Origin of the sequence: Finegoldia magna ATCC 53516 (genome assembly GCF_000159695.1) — a bacterium.
Taxonomy (GTDB): domain Bacteria; phylum Bacillota; class Clostridia; order Tissierellales; family Peptoniphilaceae; genus Finegoldia; species Finegoldia magna_F.
Window position 1 is genome coordinate 1,154,371 of sequence record NZ_CM000955.1, and the last position, 17,153, is coordinate 1,171,523.

Annotated in this window: 18 protein-coding genes; 7 read left to right on the forward strand and 11 right to left on the reverse strand. The window is 32.7% G+C overall.

Annotation, left to right across the window (positions count from 1 at the left end; all coding sequences use genetic code 11):
* Positions 1–8: 8 nt before the first annotated feature.
* From HMPREF0391_RS05360 to HMPREF0391_RS05375, 4 genes are all read right to left on the reverse strand, one after another.
* Complete coding sequence (locus HMPREF0391_RS05360; RefSeq protein ID WP_002835906.1) at positions 9–1,538, reverse strand: ABC transporter substrate-binding protein; 1,530 nt, start codon at positions 1,536–1,538, stop codon at positions 9–11.
* A 588-nt stretch (positions 1,539–2,126) separates the two neighbouring features.
* On the reverse strand, positions 2,127–2,768 hold the full coding sequence (locus tag HMPREF0391_RS05365; RefSeq protein ID WP_002835907.1) for a phosphatase PAP2 family protein: 642 nt from the start codon (positions 2,766–2,768) through the stop codon (positions 2,127–2,129).
* Position 2,769: 1 nt separating this feature from the next.
* Positions 2,770–3,951, reverse strand: a complete 1,182-nt coding sequence (locus HMPREF0391_RS05370) for a cation diffusion facilitator family transporter (protein WP_002835908.1) — start codon at positions 3,949–3,951, stop codon at positions 2,770–2,772.
* Positions 3,952–4,027: 76 nt separating this feature from the next.
* A complete protein-coding gene (locus HMPREF0391_RS05375) occupies positions 4,028–5,617 on the reverse strand; it encodes a potassium/proton antiporter (protein ID WP_002835909.1) in 1,590 nt (529 codons plus the stop codon).
* Positions 5,618–5,837: 220 nt separating this feature from the next.
* Here HMPREF0391_RS05375 and HMPREF0391_RS05380 point away from each other — a divergent pair, with 220 nt between their 5' ends.
* Both HMPREF0391_RS05380 and HMPREF0391_RS05385 read left to right on the forward strand, forming a co-directional pair.
* Positions 5,838–6,374, forward strand: a complete 537-nt coding sequence (locus HMPREF0391_RS05380; protein WP_002835911.1) for a rhodanese-like domain-containing protein — start codon at positions 5,838–5,840, stop codon at positions 6,372–6,374.
* A 70-nt stretch (positions 6,375–6,444) separates the two neighbouring features.
* Positions 6,445–7,569, forward strand: coding sequence for a transglutaminase-like domain-containing protein (locus HMPREF0391_RS05385; protein WP_002835912.1), 1,125 nt, complete (start codon positions 6,445–6,447; stop codon positions 7,567–7,569).
* 46 nt (positions 7,570–7,615) lie between these two features.
* Here HMPREF0391_RS05385 and HMPREF0391_RS05390 read toward each other — a convergent pair whose 3' ends face one another.
* The 4 genes from HMPREF0391_RS05390 to HMPREF0391_RS05405 are packed head-to-tail and all read right to left on the reverse strand — an operon-like array spanning position 7,616 to position 12,305.
* The gene (locus HMPREF0391_RS05390) at positions 7,616–9,898 is read right to left on the reverse strand and encodes a hypothetical protein (RefSeq protein WP_002835913.1); all 2,283 of its coding nucleotides are present in this window, start codon (positions 9,896–9,898) and stop codon (positions 7,616–7,618) included.
* Positions 9,899–9,906: 8 nt separating this feature from the next.
* Positions 9,907–10,698, reverse strand: coding sequence for a metal ABC transporter permease (locus HMPREF0391_RS05395; protein WP_002835914.1), 792 nt, complete (start codon positions 10,696–10,698; stop codon positions 9,907–9,909).
* Between the two features lie 7 nt (positions 10,699–10,705).
* Complete coding sequence (locus HMPREF0391_RS05400) at positions 10,706–11,368, reverse strand: metal ABC transporter ATP-binding protein (protein ID WP_002835915.1); 663 nt, start codon at positions 11,366–11,368, stop codon at positions 10,706–10,708.
* A complete protein-coding gene (locus tag HMPREF0391_RS05405; RefSeq protein WP_035109366.1) occupies positions 11,361–12,305 on the reverse strand; it encodes a metal ABC transporter substrate-binding protein in 945 nt (314 codons plus the stop codon). Before HMPREF0391_RS05405 ends, HMPREF0391_RS05400 begins: the two co-directional genes overlap by 8 nt.
* Positions 12,306–12,523: 218 nt before the next feature.
* On the opposite strand from HMPREF0391_RS05405, the gene HMPREF0391_RS05410 reads away from it, so the two are divergent.
* Both HMPREF0391_RS05410 and HMPREF0391_RS05415 read left to right on the forward strand, forming a co-directional pair.
* Positions 12,524–13,090: a helix-turn-helix domain-containing protein gene (locus HMPREF0391_RS05410; protein WP_035109160.1), complete on the forward strand. Its 567-nt coding sequence runs from the start codon at positions 12,524–12,526 to the stop codon at positions 13,088–13,090.
* Positions 13,054–13,908 carry an IS3 family transposase gene (locus HMPREF0391_RS05415; protein WP_035109162.1) on the forward strand — a complete coding sequence of 285 codons (855 nt, stop codon included), beginning with the start codon at positions 13,054–13,056 and terminating at the stop codon, positions 13,906–13,908. Before HMPREF0391_RS05410 ends, HMPREF0391_RS05415 begins: the two co-directional genes overlap by 37 nt.
* A gap of 92 nt (positions 13,909–14,000) precedes the next feature.
* Here the strand turns inward: HMPREF0391_RS05415 and HMPREF0391_RS09340 are convergent, their stop codons facing one another.
* Positions 14,001–14,147, reverse strand: coding sequence for a YvrJ family protein (locus HMPREF0391_RS09340; protein ID WP_002835918.1), 147 nt, complete (start codon positions 14,145–14,147; stop codon positions 14,001–14,003).
* A gap of 151 nt (positions 14,148–14,298) precedes the next feature.
* Here HMPREF0391_RS09340 and HMPREF0391_RS05420 point away from each other — a divergent pair, with 151 nt between their 5' ends.
* Positions 14,299–15,468 (forward strand): IS256 family transposase, encoded by a 1,170-nt coding sequence (locus tag HMPREF0391_RS05420; RefSeq protein ID WP_196218489.1) that lies wholly within the window; start codon positions 14,299–14,301, stop codon positions 15,466–15,468.
* 282 nt (positions 15,469–15,750) lie between these two features.
* Here HMPREF0391_RS05420 and HMPREF0391_RS05425 read toward each other — a convergent pair whose 3' ends face one another.
* Both HMPREF0391_RS05425 and HMPREF0391_RS05430 read right to left on the reverse strand, forming a co-directional pair.
* Positions 15,751–15,954, reverse strand: coding sequence for a DUF2922 domain-containing protein (locus HMPREF0391_RS05425; RefSeq protein WP_002835919.1), 204 nt, complete (start codon positions 15,952–15,954; stop codon positions 15,751–15,753).
* 11 nt (positions 15,955–15,965) lie between these two features.
* Complete coding sequence (locus tag HMPREF0391_RS05430; protein ID WP_035109368.1) at positions 15,966–16,151, reverse strand: hypothetical protein; 186 nt, start codon at positions 16,149–16,151, stop codon at positions 15,966–15,968.
* A 107-nt stretch (positions 16,152–16,258) separates the two neighbouring features.
* Here HMPREF0391_RS05430 and HMPREF0391_RS05435 point away from each other — a divergent pair, with 107 nt between their 5' ends.
* Both HMPREF0391_RS05435 and HMPREF0391_RS05440 read left to right on the forward strand, forming a co-directional pair.
* Positions 16,259–16,657 (forward strand): DUF3139 domain-containing protein, encoded by a 399-nt coding sequence (locus HMPREF0391_RS05435; protein WP_002835921.1) that lies wholly within the window; start codon positions 16,259–16,261, stop codon positions 16,655–16,657.
* A gap of 9 nt (positions 16,658–16,666) precedes the next feature.
* Positions 16,667–17,101: a DUF3139 domain-containing protein gene (locus HMPREF0391_RS05440; protein WP_002835922.1), complete on the forward strand. Its 435-nt coding sequence runs from the start codon at positions 16,667–16,669 to the stop codon at positions 17,099–17,101.
* The last annotated feature ends 52 nt before the right edge of the window (positions 17,102–17,153 follow it).

Here is a 17,153-nt window from a genome sequence, read left to right on the forward strand (position 1 = left end):
TAATAAAATTACTCTGCTTTTTTAACTAATTGCAATTTATACCATCCAAATGGAGATACTTTGAAATTTTGAATTTCTTTTTTATGTCCTACTAGAAGTTCTCCGTTGTATTCTGGAACCCAAGCAGAAATATCAATTGCATGTTGTTGAGCTTTTTTGTATAATTCAGCTCTTTTTGCTTCATCATTTTCTTTCTTAGCATCTTCTAATAGTTTATCCATTTCTTGGTCTTTTAGATAACAGTAGTTACCACCTTCACCAGCTGCTGATGAATGGAAGCATGGGAACATGAAACTATCAGGGTCTGGAGTATCTGCAATCCATGCAATTTCAAACATATCTTGTTTTCCATTTTTCAATAAATCATTAAATGCAGACCATTCAAGAACATTTATTGAGCAATCAATTCCTACTTCAGCTAATTGTTCTTTAATTGCTGTCGCCATATCAATTCTCTCTTTCTTTTCATTAGTAGAAAGACTTGTTTTGAACCCTTTTTCAAATTCAGCTTCTTTTAATAATTGTTTTGCTTTATTTACATCTCTAGTTTTTGGTTTAATTTGATCTGCAACCGAGAACTTCAAAGTTTGTGGCATTGGACTTGTTGCAGTTTTACCAACTCCTAAGAATACCGCCTTAATTATTCCTTCCATATCCACAGCATAAGAAATAGCTTCTCTAACCTTTGGATTATCAAATGGTTTCTTTTGACAGTTAAATCCTAAATAAGTTGTACCATAATCTTGTCCTCTAACTAATTTTAGATTAGTATTTTCTGTTACTTTAGAAATATCATTTGGAGCTATATCATAAGATATATCTACGCCGCCAGATTCTAATTCTACAAGTCTGTTAGTAGGTTCTGGAATTACTCTAAATTTCAATGTTTTATATTGTGTTTTTTCACCGTGGTAATCATCAAATCTTTCCATTACTACACTGTCTGCTTTTATCCAAGAAACAAATTTAACAGATCCTGTTCCTACAGGATTCATTTTATAATTGTCTCCGCCTTCTTTAACAGCTTTTTCGTTGCAAATAAATGCACCTGGGTGACATAACGAGTAAATAATACCAGCATATGGTTCTTTCAATTTCATTTCAACTGTGTAGTCATCAATTGCTTTTACATTTTCCTTATCAATACTGTTAAACAAATGCTTTACATTCGGTGCATCAACAGCCCTTTTCAAACTGAAAACTACATCATTTGCCTTCATTTCTTCTCCATTGTGGAATTTTACATTTTTCTTAAGATGAATTGTATATGTAACATCATCTTTTTGATCAATCTTTTCTGCCAACAATGGTTTTGGTTTGTTGTCTTCTCCAATTTCTACCAATCCTTCATAAATTTGAGACATAACATTACTAGATTGGTTGTCGTTTGTGGATACTGGATCAAGTGAAATCGCATCTCCACTCGTAGCAACTGTTAGTGTTTCTTTATCGCCAGCATCATTACCGTTATTTGAGCATCCGCTAAAGGCTGTAATGCAAATAATGATTGCAAGCAATAAGCTTAGTTTACTTTTCATAAATACCCCTTTTCTTTTTTTAAAATTATAATGAATAAGTGAAACTTATTACTACCACTGAATAAACCTTTTCATTTTTAAGTGTAAGCGTCATAAACTTTTATGTACGTAGTTGTAATCAATTCTCTTTTTGAAAAGGTTTCTATTCTTCTGTCAAATTGTTATTTTTAAATCTCTTATTTAAGTTTTTTGTCTCTTATAATTTAAATCTTAGCACAAAATACTAAAAAGTCAATACAAATTCGTTAATTTTTTTCTTAATAATATTTCTATAAACAAACAGAAAACAAACAGATATATCATTTTAAGAGTTCTAATCACTCTAATTATCTATAAAATTAAAGACTTATTTGATAAAAGAAATTTATTTTTTGTTTTAATTTTTTTATTAAGTTCTTAATAAATCTATGTTTGCTTAGTAATTAAATGTTTTCACAATGCAGATAAAATATCCGTCTAGCAAAACAATAATTTTCTTGTCTATATATTATTAGAAAACTTTTGCAAACAATTAAGTGCACAGTGTTTAGAAAATTTTTTGAGAATAAATAAAACATTAATTCCAATAAAAAATCACATTCTGTAAAATTACAAAACATGATTAATAAATTTTTGTTTTTTGTTGAATACGAAAAGTATAGCGTGTGCGAGGATAATTCCACATATCACATCGATGATGCTGTGTTGTTTGACAAGCATTGTGCTTACGCAGATTCCAACGTCCCACAACACGAACAATACCTTGAGTTTTCCGTTATTTTTCAGTATTTTTCTGAATTGATTGTCGATTATCACGGTTGTCGATACGTGAATGCTTGGGCACACGTTATTCGGCGGGTCTATCTTGTGAATTCCTTTTATTATCCACGCACAAATATCATTTCCAGTGATGTCTGTCACTCTGATGTCTAGTGCTGTCGGATATATCACATAAATTATCAAAGATATGTACATCGCCAAAAACATCGGAATGATTATGTTGTACATATTATCGTATGATTTTCTCTTTAATAGATACACAAATGGTATAACCAACATCAAAAACCACGACGAATACATAAGTATCGCTGGTTTATAAAAAGGAATGTAATCGTCCAGTTTCGAATATACTATGTGATAATTTCTATTGGGTATTTTTTCCATTGCAAAAAACCACACCAAATACACTGCGTAAACTTCAAGTATGAATTTGAGTGGGTTTTTATCGTAAATTCGTTTAATGTTTTTCATTTTAATAAAAGTTTCTTCTTTGATATCCTCTTGTAATCGCTATGATTGGCTTGTAGTCAGTGATTTGCGATAGGATTTTGCCTTTCACAATATCGACTATTTCCTTGTCTTCCATTTTCTCATCTATATCTACTCTGATGTCAAAAATCATCTCATCGCCTTCTTTTTTCGGACAAATCCTAAAATCGTTCAATATCCATTTATCGTTAACATCGGTGATGATTTTCTCGACAATTTCGTGCAAGTTTTGAACTTTCGGATTGTTTACTGCCAACGGATCCATGTGAATCGTCGAATACACGCCCTTTTTTTCTATCAAATCTCTCTCGATTTGGTCTGCCAACGAGTGAAGTTTGATGAATTCTTCGGAGCTGTTCACTTCCACATCCACAGTTATGAATATGTGACCTGGACCGTAATCGTGAACTCTCAAATCGTGTGCTCCGTAAATACCGTCGTATGATGTGATGAAATCAATGATTTCACGCTCGAATTTTCTAGATGCACCTGTTCCTAAAAGTTTATCCACAGTGTCAGTTATCATTTCGTATCCGTTTTTGATGATGATAACACCACCCAAAAGTCCGATGTATGCGTCGATGTTAAGGTGCGTCAATTTGAATACTACGACAGATATAAGTACGATGGATGTGGATATACAGTCGCTTTTTGAATCCACAGATGTTGCCATCAACAAATCCGAGTCGATTTTCTTGGAAATTTTGTAGTAAAATTTGCTTAGCCAGAACTTCGCCACAATCGCCACTATTAGGACAATCAACGAATATATGTTGAATGTGATGATTTCCGGATGAATAATCTTCTTGAATGATGCGACGACCAATTTCACCCCGATGTAAATGACCAAAATCGTAATCAATGACGAGAAGATGTACTCCAATCGTGAATGACCGTACGGATGTTTTTCATCGGCGGGTTTAGTGCTCATACTAAAGCTTAAAACCATCAGAATAATACTGAAACAATCCGATAAATTGTTGATAGCATCAGCCATTATCGCTATGGAATTAGTGAGTAATCCTATTATTAGTTTAGTAGAAAACAAAAATAAGTTAATGAACAATCCCACAGCACTGCTCAAATTCCCGTATGATCTACGCGTCGTGAAGCTTTGCGTGTCTTCGTAATTTTTAACAAATTTTTGAATCAAAAAATCTATCATAAAATCCTTCCTTAAAATGTAATTATTTTATTATTATATCAGAGTTTATATCAAATGTTCACAATTAACAAAATATTTACAATCTTACCGTTTCTTTTAGAATAATCAACTTATCCCCAACATTAAGCGTAACATTGCCCGAAGGAACGATGATTTCGCCGTTCTTTGATTGAATCATAACCACAAGTTCTGTGTCAATCATATCGATATCCTTTAACTTCTTGCCATTCCAGTTGTTTTTGTCGCTAATTGTGATTTCAACCAAACCGTAACCTGTAGGATCAAAATAAGATTTACCGCCAATTACAACAGTGTCATCTACACAAATCACAGTATCACCACGTGGAACTACAAGTTTGTTATCTCTTATAATTTTTGCAACAATTATATCGAAGTGAAGCCCAATCTCGCTAACCTTTTTTCCTACAAGTTCACTGTGCTCATTTATTTTAGTTTCGATAAAACCAACATCGCTTTTAGAACTGTAATAATTGAAAGTTTTAAGAACAGTATCGTCAGGATCAATCATATCAGTTTTCTTACAAATAATCGGGAAAAGTGATCCTTGAATTAAACAAGACAACAGACAAATCACGAAAATTATGTGGAACAAATCCACAGATAACTTTGCGTTACTATTTATAACCATAATCGCAAACGCAATCGCAGCCGCTCCTCTAAAACCCGCCGCAGAAATTACGATGAGCTGATTTTTCTTGTAGCCAAATGGTTTCAAAAGCAAAATACTTGCCAATGGTCTCGCAATAATTGTGATGAAAACCATCACCAAGAAAGCCACAGGAACAGCCTTCACGATGCTTTTAGGATCTGCCAAAAGTCCCAGCAAAAAGAACAAACCAATCTGCATTATTCCCGAAAAACCGTCGAAGAAGAACACAACCTCTTTCTTCCTATAATATTCCAAATTCCCAATCATAATTCCCAAAACATACACTGACAAGAACGCATTTCCTCCCAAATTCTTGCTAATCGCAAAGGTTAGAAGTGCACAGGAAATAATCAGAACAGTAAACAGACCGTCTTGTGAGAAATCTATCTTGAAAATCAATTTTTCGGTCAATTTCGCCATCAAAAAACCAATCAACAGCCCGATACCAACTTGAAGCAAAATCAGTTTGAACACAGAAGTCTTAGACCCCATCAAAATCGACAAGAAAATCATAGTCATAGTGTAAGCTGTCGGGTCATTGGAACCACTTTCAATCTCAAGCATTGATGCAGTGGAATATTTGAGATTCAAATTCTTGCTTCGTAAAATCGAACTCACCGAAGCAAAATCCGTGGAACCTACAACGGATCCCAAAAGCATGGATTCCACGAAACTGATTTTAAGTACAAAATAACAGAAAGCTCCCGTAAGAACAGATGTCAACACAACACCTGCACTTGCCATGATAACTCCCTGTGTTGTCACTGGTTTTGCCATTTTCAAATTTGTACCGAAACCACCGTAAAACATAATAATCAAAAGCGCGACGCTTGAAAATTCGTCCACAAACCTGTAATTATTGAAATCTTTCCCAAAAAAATTAAACGATATTCCCAAAATAATAAACAATAAAAACGACGGAATACCGTATTTATTTGAAAATTTAACAGCCAAAAGCGCCAACAAAAGCACAATTGCCACGATTAAAATATACATAAATCCTCCTTGGGAAATTGATAGTAAAACGTTAAATTAAATATAGTATATCATAATCGGAAATAGATTATTTGTATAAAAAATCTAGTAATTGTATGTCATTTATAGAAAATGACACAAATTTACCCTGAAAACAGCCCATTTATAAATTATTTCAATAAATAAAACTCAAATTTTACGATATAATAAGTATATAGAATATTTTAGGAGGTATTACATAATGAAGAAATTCATTAAAGCTTTGACATTGTTTGCCATGATTTTGATTTTGGCAACTGGTTGCCAAAAAGCTGCTCCTGGAGCTGCAAAAGGTCCTGGAACTGCAAAAGACGGTAACGAACAAAAAATTGAAACTGCAAGTATGAAACTTGTAAAAGCTGTTAACAAGGGTGGTTATGAACTTGTATCTACAGAAGATTTGAATTCATGGATTGACCAAAAGAAAGACATGGTTATAGTGGACACTATGCCTGCTAAATCTTTTGACAAAAACAGAATTCCTGGCGCTGTAAATGCTGAATTGCCTATGAAAGCAGACGAATTGAAACCAGAACAAAAAGAAGCTTTCTTGAAAGCTTTGGGCGAAGACAAAAACAAAACTGTTGTTGTATACTGTGGTTTTGTTGGTTGTGCTAGAAGTGATATCGGCGCAGTTATCGCAAAAGAAGCTGGATTTACAAATGTATATCGTCACCCAGGCGGAATTGTTGCTTGGATGGATGCAGGATATAAAATCGAAGGTTCTGCAGCTAAATAAGATATTTAATTGGGCAATATTTTACATATTGCCTAATTTTATGTAAAAAAATATAAAGGGGGATGTTTTTTTGAAAAAAGCATTAAAAATTTTACTTTTATTAGTATTTGTGGTTAGTTTATCAGCTTGTGCTAAGAATAACTCACAAGAAACTACTGAAACTAAGAAGGAAGAAACTGCAAAAGAAGACACTAATAAGGTAGAAGTTAAAAAAGACGAAGAAAAGAAAGAAGAAAACTTCGCAGAAAGAAAAGGAACTTTAACAACAAATGTTGATTTGTCAAAATACGAAAAGGGTAAATCTGTAAAATTATGGTTACCAATTCCACAAGATTCAGAATACCAAAAGATTTCTAACGTTAAGGTGGATTTGGATGAAGCTCACGCTAAGCAACAACAAACTACTGACAAGTTAGGTAACAAGATGCTTTACGTTGAATGGGACAATGAAGCTACTGATCGTAAGGTTTCACTATCTTTTGATGCTGAACGTAAGGAAATCAAAAGAGGAGAACTTACTGAAAAAGAAGACCAAGCTAAAAAGGATGAACTTAAGGAATTCTTGCAACCAAACAGCATGATGCCTGTTGATGGTAAAGTAAAAGAACTTGCTGACAAAATCACTGAAGGCAAGACTACTGATTTGGACAAGGTAAAAGCAATCTACGATTGGACTATCGCTAATATGAATCGTAACGAATCTGTAAAAGGTTGCGGTACTGGTGAAGTTGAAAAATTATTGGATCATCCACAAGGAAAATGTACTGATATCCACTCAGTTTTCGTATCTTTGTGTAGAGCTGCTGGCGTTCCTGCACGTGAAATCTTCGGTGTAAGAATGAGCAAGAAAGCTTCTGATGATATGACTAAAGGTCAACACTGCTGGTCTGAATTCTACCTTCAAGGTCAAGGTTGGGTAAAAGCAGATCCAGGCGATGTTTTGAAAGCTGTTTTGAAACAAAAATTAGACAAATCTGATGAAAAAACAAAAGAACTTGCTGATTATTATTGGGGCGGAATGGATTCACTTCGTGTAGCATTAACTACAGGTCGTGATCTTACTCTTGAACCAAAACAAGATGACAAACCACTTAATAACTTTGGTTATCCATACGCTGAAGTAGAAGGAAAAGCTCTTGATTATTACAATCCAGCAGATTTTGAATATAACATCAAATTTGAAGAAGCAAAATAATTTGGATATTTAAGTAAGAAAATCGGCTCTTAGTGAGCCGATTTTTTTAGATGTTTTCTGAATTTTTCTCAGTTGTTTCTTTGTTATTTTCTGTAGGAAGATTTTGTTTTTCTTCTGAAGATTCTTTTTTATTTTCTTCTTTATTTTCTTGTTGTTTTTCTTCTTGCTTTTCTTCTGGTTTTTTATCTTCTACAGGATTTTCGTTTGTTTTCTCACTGTTTTCTTTTTCACCAACTGTTTCTTCTGTTTCATTAACTGTTTCTTCTGATTCTTCTTGTTTTTCAAGTTCTTCGTCACTTGGTATTTGAGGAAGTTGTCCTTTGAAGATTATTTGTCCGTTTTTCTTTTCAAATTGGCTTATGTGGAAACTATTTGTCGTGTCATTTGTGTAAATGTCAACAGTTTCTTGTCCTATTGAGAAGATTCTTGAAGCATCGTTTATTTTATAGTGAGATTTTAAGAATTCTATTACTTCTTCGATATTCAAGTCTGATTTGTATGTCAAATCTTCTTGTGGGTTTTGGAACTTGTATTTCAATGTTGCGACTACATCTTTTGCTGTGTATCCTTTTAATGCTCCAGATTTTTCCATTTTTACTAAGTCTTTTATGCTTAGTGCATGGTAGTGGTCTCCATGTAGCCAATAAAATACGTTATCTTGTTTGTCTTCTGTTCCCATGATTGCGATTCCATCAGTCAATTTTCCATATCCTGTCATGTTTCGTAGATTGTCGTTTAATACGGCTTCGATTCCCTCAACTTTGTTTGGTTTTATGTCGTCGTAGTTGAATACATCTTGATCTCCTACTTCTACATTTCCTACGTCGATGTAGTCTTTGATATATTCTGCATTTGGATAGTGATCTTTTGGATTGACTCTGACTACTGCGACTTCTTCGTCTCCCCTATACAAATGCCAGTGGTCTTTGTGGTCTACGATTTTAGTGATGTTTTCTGGCCATTTGAATTCATTGTTGTCTTGTGAATTGTTATGGTCTCCTTCGTAGTTTCCAAAATAAGCATTTGGATAAAGATTTTGTGGGTTGGTGTATGTTATTGCTTCGTTTCCGTTGGAGTCGTAAATGTGATAGTGGTCTTCGTGTTTTAAAATTTTTACGATGTCAAATCTGTTAATTTCATTTACTGTTCCATCTTTTCCCAAAACTTTGGTTATTTTTAGTTCTTGTATTTTTTGTTCTCTTGTTTTTTCTGTTGGTTGTTCTTTTTTGTCTGGTTTATTGTTTTGTTGTGTGTCTGTTGGATTTTCAGGCAGATTTTCTTGTGGTGTGTTGTCTTTGTTGTCTTTTCTTGGTTGTTGTGTGTGACTACCTGTATATGTTCCAACAGCTACATCTGGATATTTGGAAGATGGATCTTCATAAGTTATGAATTCTTCGCCATTTTTTGTGTAGATGTGCCAATGATCGCCGTGTTTTAGAATTTTAACTATATTGTGTTTTTTCTTGTTGTCTTCTACTTTTACAAGCTTTTCGTCTTTTATTAGCTTGTCTGAATTTTGTTTAGCGAGAGTTTTCTTAGAAGATTGTTTTTGTTTTTGTCTATCTTCTTGGATGATTTTTTCAATCATTTGTTTTCTGTTGGCATGAGTTCCAACGTACTGTCCATACTCAGCGTTTGGATACAAGCTTCGTGGGTCTGTGTATGACACGAATTCATTGCCTTTTGATGTGTAGATGTGATAATGGTCTCCGTGTTTTAAAATTTTGATAACTCTTTCGTCATTTTTTTCAATTGTTTGTTTTATTTTTTGTTTTTCGTGTGCTATTGTTCTAGCATCCATTCTTTTGTTATTGTGTTTTCTGTGATCACTGTGACTTCCTACATATGTTCCTACTTTTATGTGTGGAAACATTGCTGATGGGTCTTCGTAAGTTAGATATTCTCCACCATTTCGTAAATAAACATGCCAGTGATCGCCGTGTTTTTTGATTGCAACGACATTTTGACCTTTGAGTCTACTTTTACCAACAACGCTGACCATTTCTAAGTTGGATGTGTTTTGTAATTTATTAGGGTCTTTGTATGTGATTTTTTCCCTGCCGTCTTTGGTAAACACATGCCAATGGTCTCCGTGTTTTACGATTTTTGCGATATCTTCTTTTTTGATTTCTGAATCTATCAGCACTTCTGTCGTCTTGTCTTTTTTTATTGTAGATTGTTTGTTGCTGTCAGTTGTTTGTTCAACTTTTTTTGTAGACTCGTTTATTTGCTCTGATTTTTTTTCTGGTTTAGAAAAAAGTGAACAAGAACTTAAAATGGTTGAGCATAAAACCACAACCAATATTATTTTTTTATTACTATTTTTCATTTTTACTCCTATTTTCTCTTTATTATTAATGAAATTATCAACCAAACGACTGATAACAATACAATTACAGATCCCGGTCTAAGGTTTAATGCATACGATATGAAAAGCCCCAAATACACGAAAATAACCGAAAATATTATCGATACAATTAGTGTGTTCTTGTAAGTTTTTGTGTATTGCATAGCGCTAATGCTCGGTAATACAAGTAGTGATGACACTATAAGTGAGCCTATTGTTTTCGCTGAAATAGATATAGCTATTGCCGATAAAAATGTCACGCAAAAATTTATAAATTTTATATTAATGCCTAATATGCTAGCGGCTTTCTGATCGAAAATACTTAAGTATAAACTCTTATACAATAGACTATAAGATATCAAAACAAAAGCTGACACGGCTATTACCAAGTAAAATTCTTCATCACTTATCGTTACAATTGATCCAAACAAATAAGATGAGATGCTGTTGGTGTTTTTGACCATTGATGAAAATATTCCTGCAAGACCAATGGATGCTGCAAGTATTATAACCGTTGATATTTCCTGATATGATTTCAACCTATTTCTGATAATTTCTATAGAAAGTCCTGCAAAAACACACGCGATGATTGCTGCCAACAGTGGATTGAAACCCAATGCAAGTCCAATAGTTAGTCCTGCAAGTGATGAATGAGAAAGTGTATCTCCAATCATCGATAGCCTTTTTAATAGAACGACCTGTCCCATACAAGGAAGTATTATTGCAATCAACCCTCCAACGATGAATGCTCGTTGCATAAATTCGTATTCAAATATATCCATATTCTCCTCACAGACTAATCTCGTTATTATTAATTATCATTGACTTTTTATCTTTGATTTTAATAGCATAATCAATGTATTTTTTCGCCAAATCAAGCTGATGAGTTATCACGACAACAGTTTTGTTTTGATTTTTGAGAGTTGACAAATTCTGGAAAAATTCATCTGCAAACTTCTTGTCTATACCACTTGTAGGCTCGTCCAAGAAAATAATCTTCGCATCTTTTATAAGTGCTAGTACAATTCCAAGCCTTTGAAGTTGTCCACCAGACAATTCATCCAATGCTTTTTTCCTGTGTTCAAAAAGTCCCACTTGTTTTAAATATATACTTGCATCAGTCTTTTTCTTCAAAAAAGACAAATGAATCTTCACAGCTTCCTCAATCGTAGTAGGAAAATTCCTATACGATAAAACAGAATTTTGGGAAATATACGCCAAATCTCTAAAATGATTATCCTCTTTTATATCTGTACCAAAAAGTTTTATCTCTCCATCGTAGTTGTTGAGATTGTGCAAAATAAGATTCATCAAAGTAGACTTACCAGCGCCATTCTCACCAACTATTGCGACAAAATCTCCTTCTTTTACGGAAAAATTCACATTATCTAAAATCAGATTTTTGTCGTAAGCAAAAGATAAATCACTGACAGAAATTACATCACTACTCATTAAAAGCTTCCACAAGTGATTTTAGATTTTCTTCCATAAGCTTCAAATATCCCTTGGCAACTTGATTTTCATCGAGATTTTCCATAGTGTACAAAGTAGATGTTTTCGTGTTAGTATTTTTTGCCAAAGTCTCTGCAACTTTTGGTGTAGCCTTTCCTTCAAAAAATATTGTAGAAATATGCTTATCCTTCACAAAATCAGCTATAGTTTTGAGTTGTTTCGCAGTAGGTTCATCCTCTGGAGAAATACCAGTCACAGCAACTTGTTTCAAACCATAATCGTCCGCCAGATAATTAAACGCCGCATGAGAAACCACGAAATACTTATCCTTGCTCTTCACATTAGAAAGTTCCTGTTCGAATTTTTTATCCAACAAATCAAATTTGGCTGTAGATTCTTCCAAATTTTTCTTATAGAAATTTTCGTTTTCTGGATCAATCGAAGACACCTTCTCATAAATAGTATTCAACATTTTTTTAGCGTTCTTTACAGAAAGCCAAGTGTGAGGATTGATAGCAGTCATATCAGAACCCTCACTTGAAGAATCCAACAAAGTTAGCCCCTTAGACAAATCCAAAAACTTTCCATCATCTTTCATAGATTTCTTCAAATCATCCACGAAAGACTCCATTCCTGCGCCATTGTAAACAACCAAATCACCCTTTAAAATATCCTTCATATTATCTGAAGTAAGTTCAAAAGAGTGCGGTTCTTCGTTCGTCTTGATAATAGTCTTGACATCCATCTTGTCTTGGACAATCATCTTAGTCAAATCTGCAACAGGAAAAAACGTCGCATAAATTGTCTTCTTTCCGTTAGTTTTTGTCGTATCTTCTTGTTTTGTGTCTTGGGTTTTTGAATCTTGTTTGCTACAAGCAGTCACAAAAACCAGAGCTAGCGCCAAAACCAATAATAATTTTCTAAAATTTTTAATCATTAATTCCTCCTCAAATGCAAATGATTTGCAACAATCATTATAATACACTAATTAATAATGATTCGCAACTATTTTTTCAAATTTTTTTTATTTTTTTTAAAATTTCTTTAAATTTTCTTTAATTTTTTTAGATTTCACACAAATTACACACAAAAAAACGGCAAATCTCGTGTGATATGTACCCTCTTTACTGGACATCCAGTAAGGAGGGTATTTTTATGAAATATAGTTATGAATTTAAAAGAGAATGTGTGCAGTTGTATAGAGAAGGTAAATGGCCTAATACACCTGAAGGAGTTAAAGAAAAGAGATTTCATGACACAATTAAAGAATGGTTTAAGTTAGAAGAAAAGCATGGTCCAGAAATTTTAAAACATGGAAATAATATCGAGTGGACAACTGATGAAAAGCTAGAAGTGGTCAGCAAAGTATTAGCTGGAAACACAATAGGTTCTGTAGCAATTGAAATCGGAATTAATCGTGGACAACTTTATTCATGGGTTAACAAGTATAAAAATTATGGATATAATGGTCTTGTAAATAGAAAGAGAGGTTGTAAATCTAAAAATACAAGCATGAAAAAGAAAAATATCCATAAGCCAAGGAAACTTAATGAATCTGAAAGAGAAGAGCTCATAAGACTTAGAGCGGAAAATGAATATATAAAAGCAGAAAACGAAATAATAAAAAAAGAGATCGCCTTGAGAGAAGAACGTTACGCTGCGCAACTCAAGGCGAAAAAGCAGCGATTGTCAAAGAACTTAAAGAAAAAGGATACAGACTAAACTATCTTTTAATAGCGATTGATTTGCCAAAATCAACATACTACTTTGAACTGAATAAAGTGGATAAGATAAAAGTTAAGAATCGCCCTATCGCAGATAAAATAACCGAAATATTTAACTTGCACAAAGGAAGATATGGTGTAAGAAGAGTGTATATGGAGTTAATAAATCAAGGGTATGTAATAAATCATAAAAAAGTTCAAAAGATCATGCATGAGCTAAAACTATTTGGGAAAAGGTCTAAAGAGAAATATCACTCATATAAGGGAAAGATAGGTAAAGTTGCAGATAATATCATCAATAGAGAGTTCAAAGCAGACAGACCTTTACAAAAATGGACCACGGATGTATCTGAATTTAAATTTTCTTGGGGTAAATGCTACATATCTCCAATACTTGATATGTATAGCAATGAGATTATCTCATATGACTTATCTCTAAGTCCTAATTTAAAACAAATATCGAATATGTTAAGAAAAGCATTTAGCAAATTTCCAAAATTAAATAACTTGATACTACACTCAGATCAAGGTTGGCAATACCAACATAAATATTATGTTAATGAACTAAAAAAACATGGTATAAGACAATCAATGTCAAGAAAAGGGAATTGTTACGATAATTCTATTATGGAAACATTCTTTGGAAGATTAAAAAATGAAGTTTATTATGGCTGTGAAAAGAGCTATAGCTCCTATGAAGAATTTTCTAAAGCAATAGAAGAATACATCTATTATTACAATAACGAAAGAATTCAATCAAAAACAAAATGGATGCCACCTACAAAATATAGGTTAGCATCCACTACAACTAATTAATTAAATATTGTGTCCAGTTTTATGGGTACACATCAGTGTGAGACTTACCGTTTCGTTAGAAAAATTTTAGGAAATGATATATGAAATTAAGGTTATCTGTTTAAGTTAGTGAGGATGGCGTTAAGCTTTTCAATGGAGATTTTGATGTCTTCTAATCTGGATTCAACTCTGATTAGAAGAAATGCTGTCACTGAAATGGGAAAGCCGACGTTACCGACAAAACTTAAGAATTCGTCCATGTGTTATCCTTATTGTATATTCATTGGTTTCTTGTCTACAGTGAGACTGTGAAATAGTTTGTGTATAGAATCCTCCTGATATAATAGTAATCAGGAGGATTTTAAAATGCCAAGAAAAAGACCAGAAACTAGACTCAACAAAATATCCAAGATGTTAATTGAAGAATATCAACCAGAAACAGTACAAGATTTACAAGAAGCTTTGAAAGATCTTCTAGGAGACACAATGGAACAAATGTTAAAAGCAGAGTTAGATGAACATCTAGATTATGAATATGGTGAAAAACCACTGTCATTAAACACAAGAAATGGATCAAGTAAAAAAACAGTTAAATCATCATACGGAAACATAGACCTAAACATCCCACGAGACAGAGAAGGATCCTTTGAGCCACAAGCATTGAAAAAATATCAAAAAGACATATCAAACATAGAAAACCAAATAATATCTATGTATGCAAAAGGAATGACAACAAGAGACATATCAACACACATAAAAGAAATCTATGGATTTGGAATATCAGAATCCATGGTAAGCAAAATAACAAATAAAATACTACCAACTATTGAAGAATGGCAAAATAGACCATTAGAAAAAGTATATCCATTTGTATTTTTAGATGCAATACACTATCATGTAAGAGAAAATAACATAGTAGTAAAAAAAGCAGTATATATAGCACTAGGATACAATACAGAAGGATACAAAGAAATACTTGGAATGTGGGTAGGAGAAAATGAATCAAGTAAATACTGGCTATTGGTATTAAATCAATTAAAAGAACGAGGATTAGAAGATATATTAATAGTCTCAACAGATAATTTATCAGGATTTAGCCAAGCAATAGAAAGTGTATATCCAAAAACAGAAATTCAAAAATGCATAATTCATCAAATAAGAAATTCAACAAAATTCGTATCATATAGAGATATAAAAGAGCTAATGAAAGACTTAAAAACAGTATACAAAGCATCAACAGAAGAACTAGCACTAAGTAATCTAGATATATTTGAAGAAAAATGGGGCAAAAAATACCCAATGTGTGTAAATTCATGGAGAAATAACTGGGCTGAATTATCAACATATTTCAAATATCCAGAAGGAATAAGAAAACTAATATATACAACAAATAGCATAGAAAACTTTAATAGACAACTTAGAAAAGTAACAAAAAACAAAACAATATTTCCAAGTGACTACGCCCTACAAAAAAGCTTGTATCTAGCGATGGTAGATGCTTCAAGTAAATGGACGAGTAGAATAAGAGGATGGGATCAAATATTGTCACAACTATCAATATTTTTTGAAGGCAGAATCTAAATTTTGCCATAAAGATAATAAAAAATTTGAATCATTCAATCAAGAGTAAAGGTATAGCCCTGGTCTGACGACCAGCTCTTGACAGAAATCTTCAAATTTTTAAGAAATACAATTAGGCAAAAAGGGAGATTTTTAGAAAAATCTTGACCTTTTAGTTTAATTGTGCCAAAATTAGGTTACAAATATCTGAACTTTCAGATTTTAGTAATAAAAGTATATTTTTTAAAAATCAAAAAAATATCAGCTCACAACCTATCAGGAGGAGCTGATACACAAAACTTTTCACATACCCTCTACAGTTACTATATCTGCTGAGATTTTCTTGTTGTAGACGGCTGTTTTGCCAGTGAATACTTCTGTTTGTATGATTTGATCCATTGCATTTTTAATTTGTTCATCAGTTTTTGCACGATCATAGTTGGTTAAGTTGATAGTCATTGTTTCATTTGAATCATTGCCTATTTTGATTTGTAAATATTCTTGCATTTAAATACCTCCTAAAGTTCTGTTTCTTCTACTACATACGCGTGTTTTTCATTAGAATCTACTAATGAATTGATAGTGTATGCTGCTGTTTTCAAGTTTTCGTTAGTAACTCCTGATTTTAAGTTACTGAATGTTTTGCAACTTTTCTTTTGTGTTCCGTTTGCATCATATACTGAAGTGATTTTTAATTTTTTCATTTTCACTCCCCCTTTCATTTATACATACATTGACAAGGGCGTTATTACTATTCTGTTTTGAAAAATTTGGGTATAATGTAATTAACACAAGAAAGGTTGTGAAATTTATGAAAAGGTTATTAAAGATTCTACTTACGATTGTAATCGTCTATTTAATTGTCGGATGGACTATTAATCATCCAGTTCAATATTTTTGTGGAAAACACAGGCTGTATTCTTTTATGCAACAGCAAGGAACTAATAAAGATAATATTTTGAAGATTTCATCAAGCTATGATTATAAAGCCGGTAATTCTGAATTTAATGTGATTTTTAAGGATGATCCATTGGTTGAATACAGATACAGTTATCGTTTGGTTAATTTTAGATTGAAAAGTTTGCCGCATTTGTTTGAAGATACGAACAAAATCATTGTTTTTATTTACGAATACCCTACAGGAAGTCCTATCGGAAACACCTATTTCAAAAAGGCAAAATACATGAAATACACTGAAGAATGGTATTAAGAGGTGAATATGAAAAATAAACTATACAAATTTATCAAAATTGTGATCTGTATTTTCGTAATTTACAATGTTGTGTGGTGGGTTGTTGATCATCCAATTCAAAGCTATTTCGCAAACAAAAAACTTGACCAAGTCCTCACTTTACAAGGAACCGACAGATCCAACATCAAATCTATAGAAAAATATAATGATGCAAGTGAGAATACTACATGTTTTACGATATATTTCAAAGATGATCCCAATACACAATACGAGTACCGATATTTCTTGTACTCCAATGTTTATTTGAATCCTATGAAAAATAACTACAACAAGATGTTTTGTTTTGCTTATGATTTGAAACTAAAAAAAGAAAAAAACATGATAGACAATCACAACTACCTAGCAAGAAAGCCGTTTTCTGATTCTATTAAATATCAAAAATGTTTAAATACTTGGAAATAATTAACCACTAAAACAAGCCCATCTAATAAGATGAGCTTGTTGCTTTTATAAA